Origin of the sequence: Gallibacter sp. Marseille-QA0791 (assembly GCF_965119705.1) — a bacterium.
GTDB lineage: Bacteria > Bacillota > Clostridia > Peptostreptococcales > Anaerovoracaceae > Lentihominibacter > Lentihominibacter excrementipullorum.
Genome location: NZ_CBCPMH010000001.1, coordinates 209,651 through 224,344, shown reverse-complemented (window position 1 = coordinate 224,344; position 14,694 = coordinate 209,651). Strand labels below are relative to the sequence as shown.

At 48.3% G+C, this 14,694-nt stretch carries 15 protein-coding genes; 1 reads left to right on the top strand and 14 read right to left on the bottom strand.

Annotation, left to right across the window (positions count from 1 at the left end; all coding sequences use genetic code 11):
• Nucleotides 1-6: 6 nt before the first annotated feature.
• The 8 genes from ureG to ACQY69_RS01100 are packed head-to-tail and all read right to left on the bottom strand — an operon-like array spanning nucleotide 7 to nucleotide 7,079.
• Nucleotides 7-615, bottom strand: a complete 609-nt coding sequence (gene ureG / locus ACQY69_RS01135; protein ID WP_428257912.1) for an urease accessory protein UreG — start codon at nucleotides 613-615, stop codon at nucleotides 7-9.
• A gap of 17 nt (nucleotides 616-632) precedes the next feature.
• Nucleotides 633-1,319, bottom strand: a complete 687-nt coding sequence (locus ACQY69_RS01130) for an urease accessory protein UreF (protein ID WP_428257910.1) — start codon at nucleotides 1,317-1,319, stop codon at nucleotides 633-635.
• 15 nt (nucleotides 1,320-1,334) lie between these two features.
• Entirely contained in the window at nucleotides 1,335-1,814 is a 480-nt protein-coding gene (locus ACQY69_RS01125; protein WP_428257908.1) for an urease accessory protein UreE, read from the bottom strand.
• Nucleotides 1,815-1,830: 16 nt separating this feature from the next.
• Nucleotides 1,831-3,549 carry an urease subunit alpha gene (gene ureC / locus ACQY69_RS01120; RefSeq protein WP_428257906.1) on the bottom strand — a complete coding sequence of 573 codons (1,719 nt, stop codon included), beginning with the start codon at nucleotides 3,547-3,549 and terminating at the stop codon, nucleotides 1,831-1,833.
• 1 nt (nucleotide 3,550) lies between these two features.
• On the bottom strand, nucleotides 3,551-3,925 hold the full coding sequence (locus ACQY69_RS01115; RefSeq protein ID WP_428257904.1) for an urease subunit beta: 375 nt from the start codon (nucleotides 3,923-3,925) through the stop codon (nucleotides 3,551-3,553).
• Between the two features lie 10 nt (nucleotides 3,926-3,935).
• A complete protein-coding gene (gene ureA / locus ACQY69_RS01110; protein WP_428257903.1) occupies nucleotides 3,936-4,295 on the bottom strand; it encodes an urease subunit gamma in 360 nt (119 codons plus the stop codon).
• A gap of 18 nt (nucleotides 4,296-4,313) precedes the next feature.
• Nucleotides 4,314-5,690: a sigma-54 interaction domain-containing protein gene (locus ACQY69_RS01105; protein WP_428257902.1), complete on the bottom strand. Its 1,377-nt coding sequence runs from the start codon at nucleotides 5,688-5,690 to the stop codon at nucleotides 4,314-4,316.
• A gap of 36 nt (nucleotides 5,691-5,726) precedes the next feature.
• The gene (locus ACQY69_RS01100; RefSeq protein ID WP_428257900.1) at nucleotides 5,727-7,079 is read right to left on the bottom strand and encodes an SLC13 family permease; all 1,353 of its coding nucleotides are present in this window, start codon (nucleotides 7,077-7,079) and stop codon (nucleotides 5,727-5,729) included.
• Between the two features lie 437 nt (nucleotides 7,080-7,516).
• Between ACQY69_RS01100 and ACQY69_RS01095 the strand changes: the two genes are divergently transcribed.
• Nucleotides 7,517-8,119, top strand: coding sequence for a Maf family protein (locus ACQY69_RS01095; RefSeq protein WP_428257899.1), 603 nt, complete (start codon nucleotides 7,517-7,519; stop codon nucleotides 8,117-8,119).
• Here the strand turns inward: ACQY69_RS01095 and ACQY69_RS01090 are convergent.
• The 6 genes from ACQY69_RS01090 to ACQY69_RS01065 all read right to left on the bottom strand — a co-directional run bounded on the left by ACQY69_RS01090 (nucleotide 8,107) and on the right by ACQY69_RS01065 (nucleotide 14,652).
• On the bottom strand, nucleotides 8,107-8,325 hold the full coding sequence (locus tag ACQY69_RS01090) for a hypothetical protein (RefSeq protein WP_428257897.1): 219 nt from the start codon (nucleotides 8,323-8,325) through the stop codon (nucleotides 8,107-8,109). The genes ACQY69_RS01095 and ACQY69_RS01090 overlap by 13 nt on opposite strands.
• 214 nt (nucleotides 8,326-8,539) lie before the next feature.
• Complete coding sequence (locus ACQY69_RS01085; protein WP_428257895.1) at nucleotides 8,540-8,791, bottom strand: hypothetical protein; 252 nt, start codon at nucleotides 8,789-8,791, stop codon at nucleotides 8,540-8,542.
• A gap of 382 nt (nucleotides 8,792-9,173) precedes the next feature.
• Nucleotides 9,174-10,481 (bottom strand): FAD-binding protein, encoded by a 1,308-nt coding sequence (locus ACQY69_RS01080; protein ID WP_428257894.1) that lies wholly within the window; start codon nucleotides 10,479-10,481, stop codon nucleotides 9,174-9,176.
• A gap of 21 nt (nucleotides 10,482-10,502) precedes the next feature.
• Nucleotides 10,503-11,309 (bottom strand): electron transfer flavoprotein subunit beta, encoded by an 807-nt coding sequence (locus ACQY69_RS01075; protein WP_428257892.1) that lies wholly within the window; start codon nucleotides 11,307-11,309, stop codon nucleotides 10,503-10,505.
• A 22-nt stretch (nucleotides 11,310-11,331) separates the two neighbouring features.
• Nucleotides 11,332-12,474 (bottom strand): acyl-CoA dehydrogenase, encoded by a 1,143-nt coding sequence (locus ACQY69_RS01070; RefSeq protein ID WP_428257891.1) that lies wholly within the window; start codon nucleotides 12,472-12,474, stop codon nucleotides 11,332-11,334.
• Nucleotides 12,475-12,705: 231 nt separating this feature from the next.
• Nucleotides 12,706-14,652 carry a fructose-1,6-bisphosphatase gene (locus ACQY69_RS01065; RefSeq protein ID WP_428257889.1) on the bottom strand — a complete coding sequence of 649 codons (1,947 nt, stop codon included), beginning with the start codon at nucleotides 14,650-14,652 and terminating at the stop codon, nucleotides 12,706-12,708.
• Nucleotides 14,653-14,694: the final 42 nt, after the last annotated feature.

Genomic DNA, 14,694 nt, shown 5'->3' with positions numbered 1-14,694 from the left:
AACTTCCTATTCCTCAAACAACATGTCTTCCTTCACCCATCTTATCACTTCATCCAGGCCGGTGCCGTCGAAAAGATTAGTGAACACATAAGGCTTATCTCCTCTCTGGACCTTAGTGTCTCTGTCCATGACCCCCAGATCACTATGGACATACGGTGCTATGTCTATTTTGTTTATCACCAGCAGATCGGACTTAGTTATACCGGGGCCGCCTTTCCTCGGGATCTTTTCCCCTTCCCCCACGTCTATGACGAAGATGAGGCCATCCACCAGCTCGGGACTGAATGTGGCTGCCAGGTTGTCTCCTCCGCTCTCCACGAATATTATATCCAGATCATCGAATCTGTCCAGAAGCACATCTATGGCGTCCAGGTTCATGGAAATGTCTTCTCTGACGGCAGTATGAGGACAGCCTCCCGTCTCCACACCTATTATCCTCTCTTCCGGCAGTGCTTCCGCCGCTGTCAGGATGCGAGCGTCCTCCTTTGTAAATATGTCATTGGTCACGACTGCTATCTGATATTCGTCTCTCAAATTTTTGCATAGCTTCTCTATCAGCGCCGTCTTTCCGGAGCCCACCGGTCCTCCGACGCCTATCTTTACAGGCCTTCTCATACTATATCCTCCACTGTTTACGACATGTACAGCCTCGTAGTCAGATACTCATGCAGTATCCCGGCGATATCCAGCCCGGGACAGAAGTTTGAGATATCTTCCAGAGGTGTCTCCATCCCGGCTTCCACTGTCGCTTCCATCAATGGATGAAGCTCCAGCAATATCCGCTGCGCCTGCTTGTTCCCCAGCGGGACCAGCTTGACCGCGCTCTGAACCAAAGCATTGACCGTGCTGAACACGAACGCCTTCATAGATTCACCTATGTCCAGACCCAGCCTTCCGCATACCAGACCATATATCACAGGATATGTTATCCCCTCCGGTCCGCACATGTCCTTTATCTCTGTCAGTTTCTCATCGTCCGTTATATCCGCCATTATCCTCATGAATGCCTTGCCCATCCTCAGGCTGGACTCTCTGCCTTCCTTGGTCACCTTGACGGCACGACTCAGATCTTCCAGTTCTTCTATTTTCCTGTTGTCTCCATCTGTCGCCAGCCTGTATGCCTGACACATCACAGGCCCTTCACATTTAGCTACAGTGCTCTCCAGATACGTTTCCATGAACCTTTTGAAACTCGCCTCATCGGAAACTTTCCCATTGGCTACATAAGTCTCAAGGCCCCAGGACTGGCTGAAACCGCCGGAGGGAAATGTCCCTCCGGCTATCTGCATCAGATAAAACAACTGCTTATCATTCATCATGGCACACTCCTGGTCTCAGTCATCGTGGTGATGATGGTGGTGATGGTGATGTTGACCTCCCACGACGTGAGTCGCTTTCTCTCCGTCCAGCTTCCGCTCACATCGTGTAAAGGCCACACCTATGGAATTAAGGAGATTCTCCATGATCGCGTCATAGGGGATCACTATGCAATCATCGTATATGTATGCCGGCTGATGCATATTCCCTATATTGAAGGCTGCCTTCGCCCATTGCCGGTTTCCCTCCGGCCGTATTTCCAAGGCATCCTCCGGTATCATATCGACAACTATCATCTTCTTCTCGTCTTTGTAAAGCACCGCGCCGCGGAACAGCTTTTCTCCGTGATCCAGGGATACGGCTAATTTTTCTCCGCCTTCGCTGATCATCTTCTGATGGGATCTTTCCATGTCGTGATGATCCAGCAACACTTTATCTGTCTCGAGTCCCTCGTGTTGGAAATCAGCTATACTGCCGATGATTTTCTCAATGATCATGTTCCCTCCCGGTCATCTATCTGAAGAAATACTTGTGGTTGAGGCATACTACCTCTTCCGGATCGCAAGTTATATACTCGCCGTCGATATATACTTTGTAAGTCTCCGGATCTATTCTCACATCAGGACAATAGCTGTTTCTTACCATGTCCGATTTTCTCAGGTTTCTCGTATTCTTCACAGGCAGCAGTTTATGTTTGGAATTAGGCACCTTGTCGCCCAGACCTGCGTCTATAGCTGCCTGTGTCACGAATATCTTGCTGTACCTGTTGAGAGCGCTCCCGCATGACGCATACTGTTTCCTGTAGATCATAGGCTGCGCTACTTCTATAGCCGCGTTCACATCACCTGATGATGAGTAGGCCACCTGTCCACATTTGAATACCAGCCAAGGCTTGGCTCCGAAGAAGGCCGGATCCCAAACGCAGAAATCAGCCAGTCTGCCCGGAAGCAGCGAACCTACATATTCGTCTATACCAAACACTTTTGCCGCGTTGATAGTATACTTGGCCATATAGCGAAGTATCCTCTCGTTGTCATTATCGCCCGTTTCCTCCGGAAGTGGGCCTCTCTGCTTCTTCATCTTAGCAGCCATCTGCCACGTCCTCAGTATGGTCTCTCCAACTCTTCCCATTCCCTGGGAGTCGGAACCATGAATGGAAATAGCGCCCATATCATGAAGCACGTCCTCGGCAGCTATTGTTTCTCCTCTTACTCTGGAATCGGCAAAAGCCACATCTTCAGGTACCTTAGGGTTGAGATGATGCACCGCCATTATCATGTCCAGATGCTCCGCCACGGTATTCACCGTATATGGGTTGGTGCAATTGGTTGACGACGGTATTACGTTAGGCTCTCCCACTACTCTCATGATATCCGGAGCATGACCGCCACCGGCTCCTTCCGAATGGTAAGTGTGTATGGTCCTGCCGCCGAAGGAGTCTATAGTCGTCTCTACGAACCCTCCTTCATTGAGAGTATCCGTATGTATCTGCACCTGGAAATCGTACTTGTCGGCTACATCGAGGCAACACTTGATGACTGCAGGTGTCGCTCCGAAATCCTCATGTATCTTCATTCCTATGGCCCCGTTGAGCGCCTGTTCTTCTATGGCTTCCGGAAGGCTTGAGTTCCCTCTTCCCAGGAAGCCCGCGTTAACGGGCAGCTCTTCGTGAGCTTCTATCATCATCAGCAGGTGCTCCGGCCCCGGTGTCTCGACACTGGTCGTCTTGGCTCCCGAGCCGCCGCCCAGCATGGTGGTCAGGCCGTTGCTCATAGCTTCCCATGCCTGTGCGGGGGATTCGAAGTGAACGTGCACATCTATTCCTCCTGGCGTTACCATCAGACCTTCTGCCGATACTACTTCCGTAGCGCATCCGATGATGAGCCCCGGCGTTATGTTCATGGTATCGGGGTTCCCCGCCTTTCCTATTCCTACGATGACACCATCCTTGATGCCGATATCGCCTTTCACCACTCCTACCATAGGGTCTATGATTATAGCGTTGGTCACGCAGACATCAAGCACGCCGTCCTCTGTAGTCTTGCCCGACATATTTCCCATTCCGTCTCTGTCTGTCTTTCCTCCGCCGAAAAGCACTTCATCCCCGTAGCAGTCTGCCGCGTAATCCTTTTCTATCTCCGCAATAAGGCCGGTATCTGCGAGATGTATCTTATCGCCGACCGTAGGTCCGAACATATCACAATATTCCTGTCTGGATAACTTTACTGCCATATCATTCACACTCCTTTAATATCGCGTTCATCTTTTCAATGGCTGCTTTTTTCACTTCAGGGTCGTGGACATTGCCCATCGTCGCCCCCATGAACCCGTAAAGATTTTCCTTTCCCTTATACGGCACCAGCGTTACCTTCCTCTCCTCGCCCGGCTCGAACCTTATAGCCGTGCCAGCCGGAATATCCAGCCTGTAGCCAAAGGCCTTTTCCCTGTCGAATCTCAACGCCGTATTGGCTTCAAAAAAGTGATAATGAGAGCATACCTGTATGGTCCTGTCTCCCGAATTGCTGACGATCAGGTCTATGGTCGGCAGGCCCTCATTTACCACGATGGGGTCATCGGCGAATATTATCTCTCCAATTTGATATTTCATGACGCCCTCCTTAATAATTCATCGTTATCAGCTCTGACATCGGAACCGCTTCTTCCCGTGTTTCAAGTCTTATAGGATCCTGTATCGATACCAGCTTGTTTCCGTCCGGGAGCATTACCTCCAGCTGTATTATAGGTACAAGTGCCGGAGTTCCCTCCATGACGTCTTCCTCGGTAATTATCTTCGAACCCACTTCAATGAGGTCTGATATCGTACTCTTTCCTTCCCTGGCTCTCTCCAGCACCTCATCGCATATGATGGACATGGCTTCGATATAATTAAGCTTGATCCCTCGTTTCCATCTTCTTCTGGACACTTCTGCCACGTTGAACATGATCAAGCGTTCCTGCTCCTTTAATGTTAGCTTCATAAATTCACCTCCGGTGTTCTAATCGATGCCCAATCTTTTCATCTTCTTATACAGGGACGGCCGGGCTATATTGAGATATTCGGCAGCTTTGCTCTTGTTGTTGTCAAAGTGCTCCAGCACTTTGACGATAACTTCCCGCTCAGCTTCATCCCTGGCCCTGTCTATGAGCCTGTCGCCCTTCGTTTCTGACAGATCAGGCATTTTTATATTCAGAGGCCTTCCATTCCAGCCCCATTGAAAATCTTCGCTGTGAATTATGTTTCCGGTCGCGAAATTCATCGCCCGTTCTATGCTGTTTCTCAGCTCCCGCACATTCCCCTGCCATCTCTTCTGCTTCAGCATTTCCAGCGCGCCCTTATCTATCCCGTTGACGGATTTGCCCAGCTGAGCATTCAGTTCATCTATTATGGAACCTGCTATCCCTTCCAGGTCTTCTATCCTGTCTCTGAGCGGAGGTATGTACAATCCTATCACATTGAGCCTGTAATACAGATCCTGTCTGAATTTTCCTTCCTCCACCAGCTTTTCCAGATTCTCGTTGGACGCGACGATTATCCTGACATCGACAGGGATCGGCTCATCTCCGCCGATCCTGTCGATTTCTTTTTCCTGGAGCACTCTCAGGAGCTTAGGCTGCACTGACAGCGGCATCTGGTTTATCTCGTCTATGAAGAGCGTCCCCTTATCCGCCAGCTCGAATTTGCCTTTCTTTCCTTCCCTGTTGGCTCCTGTGAACGACCCGCCTTCGTATCCGAACAGCTCCGATTCTATGAGACTTTCCGGGAACGAAGAGGCGTTTACCTTGATGAATCTCTCCTTTCTCCGACTGCTGAGATTATGTATAGCATGGGCTACCAGCTCCTTTCCGGTACCCGTCTCGCCGGTTATTATCACCGTTGAAGAAGTCTTAGCGGTCGAGATTATCTTTTCCTTCAGCTCCTTCATTTTGTCAGACGTTCCCACGAGGCTGTTTATAGTGTACTTGGTCCCTTCCGATGTCATCAGCTCGCCAGCCAGCTGCTTCAGCTCCTGATCGAGGAATTCCTTGTAGCTGTCGGAAAAATCGTACAACCGTTCCGAATGCTGGACCATGTCGTATTCAGCCAGCCCCACTTTCTTCCCGTCTTCATACAGAGGGACGTGCATGGATATCCCTATCCCCAGGAATGAATTGTAGAATACAATGGATGGTTCGTCTTTCTCGAGGCCTTCCATCATCTTGGTCTCCGGGAAAACATCTTTTACATGTTTTCCCAGAAACTCCTCTTTCTTTGCCTGGAAATACTTCAGGCACTGATCGTTGATATAGAACACAGTTCCTTCCATGTCTATCATCATCAGCCCCGGGATCTGATTGAAATACCGTTCAAGCTTTTCGCAATCCATCTTATCCATATCTTCCCCCTCGCCAGCTTCTTAGCAGATCTGCTTCTATAATACCAATCCGAATATGATATACAGTATCATCGTGGCTATGATAGGCGGCACTACCATCGGTAAGCCAGTCTTGAGGAAGTCATTGTTCCTGATCTGTGATATCTTGCATGCCAGTGTAACGGAATCACCGAAGAAGCATGTAGCGCTTCCGGCAGCCGCACCGGCTATTACCGCGCCTATGGTCAGGTACATGTTAGCATCGAGAGCTTCTGCCAACGGAAGCATGATAGGGAAGCATACTGCTGCCATTCCCCAGAAGCTTCCTGTTACGAATCCCAGTATCAGCATGATCACGAATGCGATAACAGGGAGAGTAGCTCCATTGATAATATCAACTACGCTGTTTACAACGTAAGGTGCCAGTCCCAGCTCGTCGTTGCAGTTCTGAAGAACAAAAGCACTGATAACGATAGCCGTTACCACGAACATATCCTCAAATCCTCTGAAGATATTATCGAAGGCCTGAGTAGCTTTCACCAGCTTCTGCGGTATGTAGAGGATGTAGCAAAGAGCGATCCCGACCAGCAGTCCGTACATCAGTTCCTGAGTGACGAAAGTCACGGCGATGATAGCAACCATCGGGATCAGGAAGTTCCAGATGCTCGTAGGAGGCTTCTCTTCAGCGCTTTCTTCTTCATGCTCCACAGCCAGATCAGGAGGAAGCACCTGTCCCGTCTGTTCCGCTCTCAGCTCTGCAGCCTTCATCTTACCGAACGGCTTTATGATCCTGAACTGATACAGCAGTACGAATATCAGCAATACCCATGCGAACAATACGAACGGCAGAGCCCTTACGATCTCACCGAGACCTTCTCCGGCATTGAGTCCGAGAGTCATCTCCACCTGTCCACTCATGAATACGCCCCACAGAGAAAGCGGAACCAGTACCGGTATAGCACATGCTACACTGTTAACTGAAAAAGCGTACATTTCTCTGGACATCCTGTTCTTGTCGGCAATGTCCCTGTTAGATACGCCCGCTGCCAGTTCACTGAAGTAATTATCAAGAAAGAATACGAGTCCCATTACCCAGGAGAGAAATCCTGCCCGTTTCTTCGTCTTGGCGAATTTCAATCCCAATTTCGTGAAACCTGATACAGCGTTGGAGTCATCCAGCATTCTGATGAATATACCGAACAGTCCGAAGATAACCACGTAGTACGCCGATTCTCCAAGCTCAGTATACAGGGAATCCAGATAGGCGACTACGAAGCCTTCCTTCGCTATTATAAAATAGCCTACCAGAGTTCCCAGGATGAGCGGTTCTACCGCCCTCTTCGTGATTATCGCCGTTACGATGACCACGATTACCGGAAGTAAACTTAGCATTCCATATGTTCCTTCCATAACACACTCCTTTCGATACAATGACAATAACGATTGATACACTATTCTAATGCAAATTGTGTGCCATTTCGAAAATTTTCAAAAAAGCTTGAAAATTAGCCATTTACCTGTAATTTCAGTATATTTTTATATCGCTAAAGTGTATTCTTGAGGCTACATTCACCCAATTTCCTTGAAATCCCTTAGATTTCAACGGTTCTTACATGTGTATCTTTAAAGCTACACTGTAACATTTAAGTTACGATAATTATACCATTTTGCCATGTTTAAGGAAATAGATAGAAAATATTTTTAGAAACCGTCTGCGCCATCATAAAGATCTGTACGCAGGATCGGAGCTTGAGAAAACGACAGTATGGTTTTGGATGAAATACGCAGTAACTCCTTCTATCGGATATGCTATAATGGATCTATCATCTATTTCGGAGGTAAAGACCATGAAAGAGATAATATTGGCGTCATCATCACCGCGCCGCATAGAAATGTTCATAAACCACGGATTCCAGCCTCGTGTCGTCCCGGCCCATATCGACGAAGCACTCCCCTTCGCCATGAAACCTGAATCATCTACGATGTATCTTGCGTTAAAAAAAGCCTTTCACACAGCTATGAGCATGGATCCCGCGATCTGCGGACAGCCCGCGGACTGTCTCATCATCGCCGCTGACACGGTAGTAGTCTTCGACGGCCGCATAACGGGAAAGCCTTCGAGCCAGAAAGAAGCCTTCGAGACCCTGAAGAAAATGAAGAACAGAAGTCACCGCGTCATCACCGGCGTCTGCCTGCTGGAAAAATCCGGCGATATCATCATCTCAAAGAAATGTCTGCACGAAGTGACTTCCGTCTATTTTAAAGATTACAGCGACAGCGAGCTCCGCTCATACGTCAAAACTGACGAACCCTACGACAAAGCCGGCGGCTATGCCATCCAGGGGACTTTCTCCAAATATATCGATCACATCGACGGCGACTACGACAACGTGGTAGGTCTGCCGTGGAAAAAGATCGAGCCTTACCTTCCCGAGCCTCAGGCCCAGTGAAAATTCTCCTTTTTCTCATCTCTGTCCCGGTCTTTTCCATTCCGACCATCCTGCTCCCAGTCTTCAACGCTTCTTTCCGGAAGGCATTCCATGATTTCCTTGGCGTGAGTCAGCATTTCCACCAGATCCTTCATAGCTCCGGCATCGCTGTCAACGCAGTAATAGCTCTTCGTTCCATCGCAAAACGAAATGCCTAATATCGGCATTTTTCCCCGGCAATAGGCATAAAACATACCATACCGCAGCTTCAGGCCGTGTCAATATGCCATATCCTCTATATTTTTCCGGCTTTCTTGGCAACTTTCAAGCAGATAACAACTGCTTCTATGCCAATTCCATATCTGTTTCAATCACTTATTGGCATATCAGTCCTTGGCAAGAAGCCGCGAACCCTCGATTTATGCCTATTATCCGTTTATATTAGTCATTTTTGGCATCTGGGCCGTTCCACAGACATATGAGAAGTCCTCGCCTTACGACGATTTCTTTGCTTATGTAATGCAGTCCTGTTGTTTTAACGACCGCCTGATAGTGGTCTCCAAAGCCTACCGACTGTTTCACCATCCATTCAGGCATCCAAGCTTTCGGAGTCCCCAGTACCTCTTGCTGCCTTTCTTCCATTGCTTCCAGATGACGATTCTCATGCGCGTTCTCAGAGGTCTTGCCTTTCACTCGTCCTTATCTTTCCAAAATCCGAATCCAAGGTATTTGAGCCTGCTTGGCTTCGTGACCTTAGTCTTTTCGGCGTTTACTTTTAACCCCAGCTTTCTCTCAATCCATTTCGTCACTGTATGCATTCCCCTATCGTCGCTCATGAGATCTCTCGGGACCTGTGCCTTTTAGGGTATAAGTTCGTCAGGCCTTCATCGTCAGGCTACGATTTTATTATCCTTTCTTCTCGCCCATACCTCGCGATATGAACCTTGAGAATCGCTTTCCGGTTCGTCGGCAACTACGTCCTTTGTGGACTTTCACCACAGACTGACAGCATGTTCATCATATAAAAAAGGGTCGGCCGTATTCAGCCAACCCTTTTGATCTGCATGATCTTATCTTATTTAGTCGATGCGTCGTAAAGCTCTTCAGCGTTGTCCCACTCATCGATGATCTCAGGAATTACCTTGTAGAGGTCTCCTACGATACCATAGTCAGCAACTTCGAAGATAGGGGCATCCGGATCCTTGTTGATGGCAACGATGATGTCGGATGTCTGCATTCCTGCCAGATGCTGGATAGCACCGGAGATACCGCAAGCGAAGTAGATCTTAGGCTTAACGGTAGTACCTGTCTGTCCAACCTGGTGGGAATGATCGATCCAGCCAGCGTCTACAGCCGCTCTGGATGAACCTACGACTCCGCCTACCTTGTCAGCGAACTTCTTGATCAGTTCGAAACCGGAAGCGTCTCCCAGTCCTCTTCCGCCGGAGCAGATGATGTCGGCGTCAGTAAGGGATACCAGTTCCTTAGCGGACTTAACGACGTCCTTCAGCGTGATATGGATATCATCTGCGCTTACAGCAGTCTTCACTTCCACGATCTCGCCGGTAGCGCCCTTAACAGGCTCTCTCTTCTGCATAACGCCAGGTCTTACTGTGGACATCTGCGGTCTCGTTCTTGGGCAGATGATGGTAGCCATCAGGTTTCCGCCGAAAGCAGGTCGAGTCTGCTTGATCCCTGTGGATGTATCGTTAGGGTCCAGCGTAGAAGTATCGAGAGTAGTATTCTTCTTTGCGTAATCTATGTAGCTTGATACTCTTACGTCCAGTCTCGTACAGTCAGCAGTCAGACCAGTGTTGCATCTTGCTGCGATCCTTGGGGCGAAGTCTCTTCCGATGTGAGTAGCGCCGTACAGGATGATTTCCGGCTTATACTGATCGATAGCCTCTTTCATTGCGAAAGTATAGCCGTCCGTAGTATAGTTCTTCAGCAGCGGGCTGGCGATCTTGTAAACCTTCTCAGCACCGTATTCGAAGCACTCGTTGGCCAGAGGCGCGATGTCTTCTTCAGCACCGATGAGAACTGCGCAAACTTCAGTATCATCGCTGATTTCCTTTGCCAGTCTGTAGCCTTCACCGATCAGCTCCAGAGCAACGTTCATCAGCTTGCCGTTTCTCTGCTCTGCATATACCCATACGTGCTTGTAATCTCCCAGGTCAGCCTGGACTTCGATCTTCTTTTCTTCGATAGCGCCGAACTTACAAGCTGTCAGGCACTGATTACAGAATGTACACTTGGCATTGATCTTAGCGACTTTTCCAAGTTTATTACCGTCATACGGTTCGAACTCAAACGCATCTGCCGGACATACGCTGAAGCATTGTCCGCAACCGATACATTTTTCTTTTATGATATTAATAGCCATTTATATTTCCTCCTCCTTAACTTAGATCACGTGCTTACCCTTAAGGTTGATAAGTAAATTCTTAGCAAGTTCTTTCTCCGAATCTCCCTTGATCTTGATTCCTGGTTCTTTCGGAGCAGGCGTAAATGATCTGAATACGTTAGTAGGAGAAGCTTCAAGACCTACCTTAGTGAGGTCTACTTCGATATCTCTAGCGTTCCAGGTCTTGATATCCTTGTCGCCGTAGATTCCCGCGATCTTCATGTATCTAGGAGTATTGAGCTCCTTGATGGTCGTGAGGAGGCAAGGCAGCTGCACTTCGATCAGCTCATATCCGTCCTCCAGCTGTCTCTTCACTGTTACGGACTTTCTGTCATCGGAGATCTCAAACTCTTCTACATAAGAAACCTGAGGGAGTCCCAGCTTCTCAGCCAGCTGCGGTCCTACCTGAGCGGTGTCTCCGTCGATAGCCTGTCTTCCGGTGAAGATAAGGTCGTAATCTCCGTTTTCCTTTACCCACTTTCTTACCGCTGCTTCCAGCGTGTTGGAAGTGGCCCATGTGTCGGATCCGCCTACTGCTCTGTCGGAAACCAGGATACCTTCATCAGCGCCCTTGGCGATACACTCAAACAGCAGATCGCTGGCCTGTGGAGGTCCCATCGTGATGACCGTTATGTGAACATCATCGAACTTATCCTTTATCATCAATGCTTCTTCCAAAGCGTTAGCGTCATCGTGGTTCAGGATACTTGGTACTCCGTCTCTGATCAGAGTTCCAGTCTTAGGGTTGATCTTTATAACATTCGTATCAGGAACCTGTTTTGCACATACGATAATATTAAATGCCATGTTATATTCTCCTCCTTAATTCCTATTTACCGAGAACCGATGCAGCGATAACCATCTTCTGAACTTCCGAAGTACCTTCGTAGATCTCAGTGATCTTGGCATCTCTCATCATTCTCTCTACCGGATAATCCTTAGTGTAGCCGTATCCGCCGTGGAGCTGTACGCACTTGGTAGTAACGTGCATTGCAGTCTCTGCCGCAAACAGCTTAGCCATAGCAGCGTTAGGGCCGTATGCAAGGTGCTTATCCTTCATGTTGGCAGCCTTGTAAACAAGAAGTCTTGCGGCCTCGATCTGTGTAGCGAGCTCAGCTACAGTGAATCTCAGAGCTTCCATCTGGGAAAGCTTCATGCCGAACTGCTTTCTGGCCTTCATGTATTCAACCGTTACATCGAGAGCGCCCTGAGCGATACCGAGAGCCTGAGACGCGATACCGATACGTCCTCCGTCCAGCGTGGACATGGCAACCTTGAATCCCTGTCCTATATCCGCCAGAAGTCTGTCCTTAGGAATCTTGCAGTTCTGGAATACCAGCTCTGTAGTTGAAGATGCGCAGATACCCATCTTATCTTCAGTCTTACCTATGGAGAAGCCTTCATCTCCCTTTTCAACGATGAAAGCGCTTATTCCGTGATTTCCTTTTGATTTGTCAGTCATGGCCATTACTACGAATACATCGGCATATCCGCCGTTGGTGATGAACACCTTCGATCCGTTGATGAGCCAGTGATCGCCCATATCCTCAGCTCTCGTCTGCTGTCCCGACGCGTCGGTTCCTGCATTTGGCTCGGTCAGACCGAACGCTCCCAGCTTCTTTCCTGAAAGCAGATCAGGGAGATACTTTCTCTTCTGCTCTTCATTACCCCAGTTGAAAATAGGCCAGCAGCAGAGGGAAGTATGTGCCGAGCAGATAACGCCTGTCGACGCACAGACTCTTGAAAGTTCCTCAACGGTGATGGCATATGAGATATGGTCTCCACCTGCCCCGCCGTACTCGGTCGGGAATGGTACTCCTAAAAGACCGTATTTTGCCATTTTTTCCACAGTCTCAACAGGGAATCTGTGTTCCTTGTCGATATCTGCTGCCAAAGGTTCAACTTCGGTTTCGGCAAACTCTCTTACCATTTTTCTTACGAATTCTTGCTCCTTCGTCAGTTGAAAGTTCATGTACATGCCTCCTTAATTACTAATAACGTTTTTAATATAACCTTGCCGTGGTTTGGCGCCTCAGCAAGTCGTTATGTTTGTAACAATCTACATACCCATTAAACCATTTTTTCATGGGTATTTCAAGTTGTTTTTTAGCTAAATCCCCACATTTACGCCATTTACAAGCATTCCCTTTATTTGTACTTCAGCTACAACAACTTTATTCCTTTGTTAAAAATGCGTGAATATTTACATTTCTTTCAGACGCCCCGTTCTGTAAGCTCTGACCAGTGCTTTAAGCTCATCCGCCTCCTTTTGCAGCTCCTCGCCGATGTCGGTATCCTTTATCAGCATCCTCTTTTCCAGCGTCTTCACCGTTCTGATGACAGGAGTGTGGAATTCCTGTGTACCGTCCTTTTTCAGCGGGCTGTAAGGCTTGTGCTCCGCCAGCGCCATGAACCTGGAGTTGAATATGAACGTGTATCCTGCGATACCCGTCTGTTTTTGATAAGCTTTTGACATGCCTCCGTCGATGACGATGAGCTTCCCTTCTCCTTTGACAGGGCTCTCTCCGTCCTTTATCTTAACAGGAACGTGCCCGTTGAGTATTATGGAATCCTTGGGGTCCAGACCGAACTCGAGCAATATTTTCTCGCATATCTCCTTGCGGTTTATCAATTTATAATAAGGAACTGTATGCTCTTTGTGAGTTGCCTTATCAGCCACGAAACATCGCTCGAAAGTGGTCATCTGATCCTTTCCGAAAAGAGGCGACTTGCTGCTGAGCCACAGATACCACATCAGATCTCCCGACCTGCCCGTCTCTTCTGATTCGTCAGGCTCGAAATAAGCTTTTCTTACCTGAGAATCCAAATAATCCATATATTCCTTCCCCGACGCGGTAATGCCGTTGACCGTACACTTTTCGAAATTGCCTTCCTCATCCATCGGGATACACCCGTGATACATGAGATTGCCGTTGCATATAGTATAAAGAGCTCCGTGGCTGTATATGAATCTTATATGTGCCTGCAGCTTTTCACTCTGCAAAAACGATGCTTCAAGGGCGTTGAGCATGTTTCTTTCATCTTCTGTGAGCTCGTAAGGGTTTTCCGGATCTATCGTAGGGAAATTAGTGTCTCTCAGCGGGAATTCTCCGTCTCTGAGTCGGACCGTCCCCTTCTCGAAGTCTATCTTGTCCAGCAGCAGCCTGTTTTCCAGACCATATTCCGGATGAGCCATTATCCGCTGTCCTTCCACCTTGAACTGACATATCGATATGGCTTTGTTCATCTTAGCCGCCAGTCTGTCGTCGATAGGGTCGAACTTATTCTCGTCCAGCCTCTTAGGCATGAAATACTGACAAGGGTCATCTCCGTATACCTTTTCCGCCATGACAGCCAACGGCCTGAGGTTGATACCATAGCCTATTTCCAGCATGTCGAAATTATTGTAACTTATGTTCATTCTCAGCACATTGGTGATGCACGCCCAGTTTCCGGTAGCGGCGCCCATCCATACGATGTCATGGTTTCCCCACTGGAAATCCACGTCGTGATGACCCATGAGAAAGTCCATGATGGCGTCAGGATGCGCTCCTCTATCCCATATATCGCCTATGATGTGGAGCTTGTCTACAGCCAGGGAGCTTATGACATCTGTGAAGGCAATGATAAAATCCTCGGCTATGCCGCACTCCACGATGGTGGCTATTATCTGTCCGTAGTAATTTCCCTTGTTCTCATCATCGGAGTTGTGGAGCAGCTCGTCTATGATATAGGCGTACTCCTTAGGAAGGCGCTTTCTGACCTTTGACCTGGTGTACTTGTTGGTCACCGACTTGCATATCACCACCAGCCTGAATATGGACACCTTACACCATTTTTCAAAATCTTCCCCACTCCTCTTACGCCTTTTTATCTCCGCTTCAGCGTTGTAAATGAGGGCAGCCAGCTCATCCCGTTCATCTCTGGTGAGTTCCGGGCCGAAGAATTCCTCGATCTTCGACCTTATGACGCCCGACGCGCTCTTGAGCATGTGTATGAAAGCTTCGTGCTCTCCGTGAAGATCGCTGAGAAAGTATTCCGTTCCTTTCGGAAGGGCCAATATAGCGCTCAGGTTGACTATTTCTTCCGTCGCAGCCTTTATATTGGGATACTTCTTGGAAAGATGTCTCAGCAGGCGTTGATCGATCATGATATCTCCTCCTCGATTCTCATACATATAAATATCCTAACT

Coding starts and splice junctions, on each gene's coding strand:
- ACQY69_RS01070 (WP_428257891.1), bottom strand. CDS start 12,474: ATGAACTTTCAACTGACGAAGGAGCAAGAATTCGTAAGAAAAATGGTA.
- ACQY69_RS01080 (WP_428257894.1), bottom strand. CDS start 10,481: ATGGCTATTAATATCATAAAAGAAAAATGTATCGGTTGCGGACAATGC.
- ACQY69_RS01065 (WP_428257889.1), bottom strand. CDS start 14,652: ATGATCGATCAACGCCTGCTGAGACATCTTTCCAAGAAGTATCCCAAT.
- ACQY69_RS01100 (WP_428257900.1), bottom strand. CDS start 7,079: ATGGAAGGAACATATGGAATGCTAAGTTTACTTCCGGTAATCGTGGTC.
- ACQY69_RS01125 (WP_428257908.1), bottom strand. CDS start 1,814: ATGATCATTGAGAAAATCATCGGCAGTATAGCTGATTTCCAACACGAG.
- ACQY69_RS01105 (WP_428257902.1), bottom strand. CDS start 5,690: ATGGATAAGATGGATTGCGAAAAGCTTGAACGGTATTTCAATCAGATC.
- ACQY69_RS01115 (WP_428257904.1), bottom strand. CDS start 3,925: ATGAAATATCAAATTGGAGAGATAATATTCGCCGATGACCCCATCGTG.
- ureG (WP_428257912.1), bottom strand. CDS start 615: ATGAGAAGGCCTGTAAAGATAGGCGTCGGAGGACCGGTGGGCTCCGGA.
- ureA (WP_428257903.1), bottom strand. CDS start 4,295: ATGAAGCTAACATTAAAGGAGCAGGAACGCTTGATCATGTTCAACGTG.
- ACQY69_RS01130 (WP_428257910.1), bottom strand. CDS start 1,319: ATGATGAATGATAAGCAGTTGTTTTATCTGATGCAGATAGCCGGAGGG.
- ureC (WP_428257906.1), bottom strand. CDS start 3,549: ATGGCAGTAAAGTTATCCAGACAGGAATATTGTGATATGTTCGGACCT.
- ACQY69_RS01095 (WP_428257899.1), top strand. CDS start 7,517: ATGAAAGAGATAATATTGGCGTCATCATCACCGCGCCGCATAGAAATG.
- ACQY69_RS01090 (WP_428257897.1), bottom strand. CDS start 8,325: ATGCCGATATTAGGCATTTCGTTTTGCGATGGAACGAAGAGCTATTAC.
- ACQY69_RS01075 (WP_428257892.1), bottom strand. CDS start 11,309: ATGGCATTTAATATTATCGTATGTGCAAAACAGGTTCCTGATACGAAT.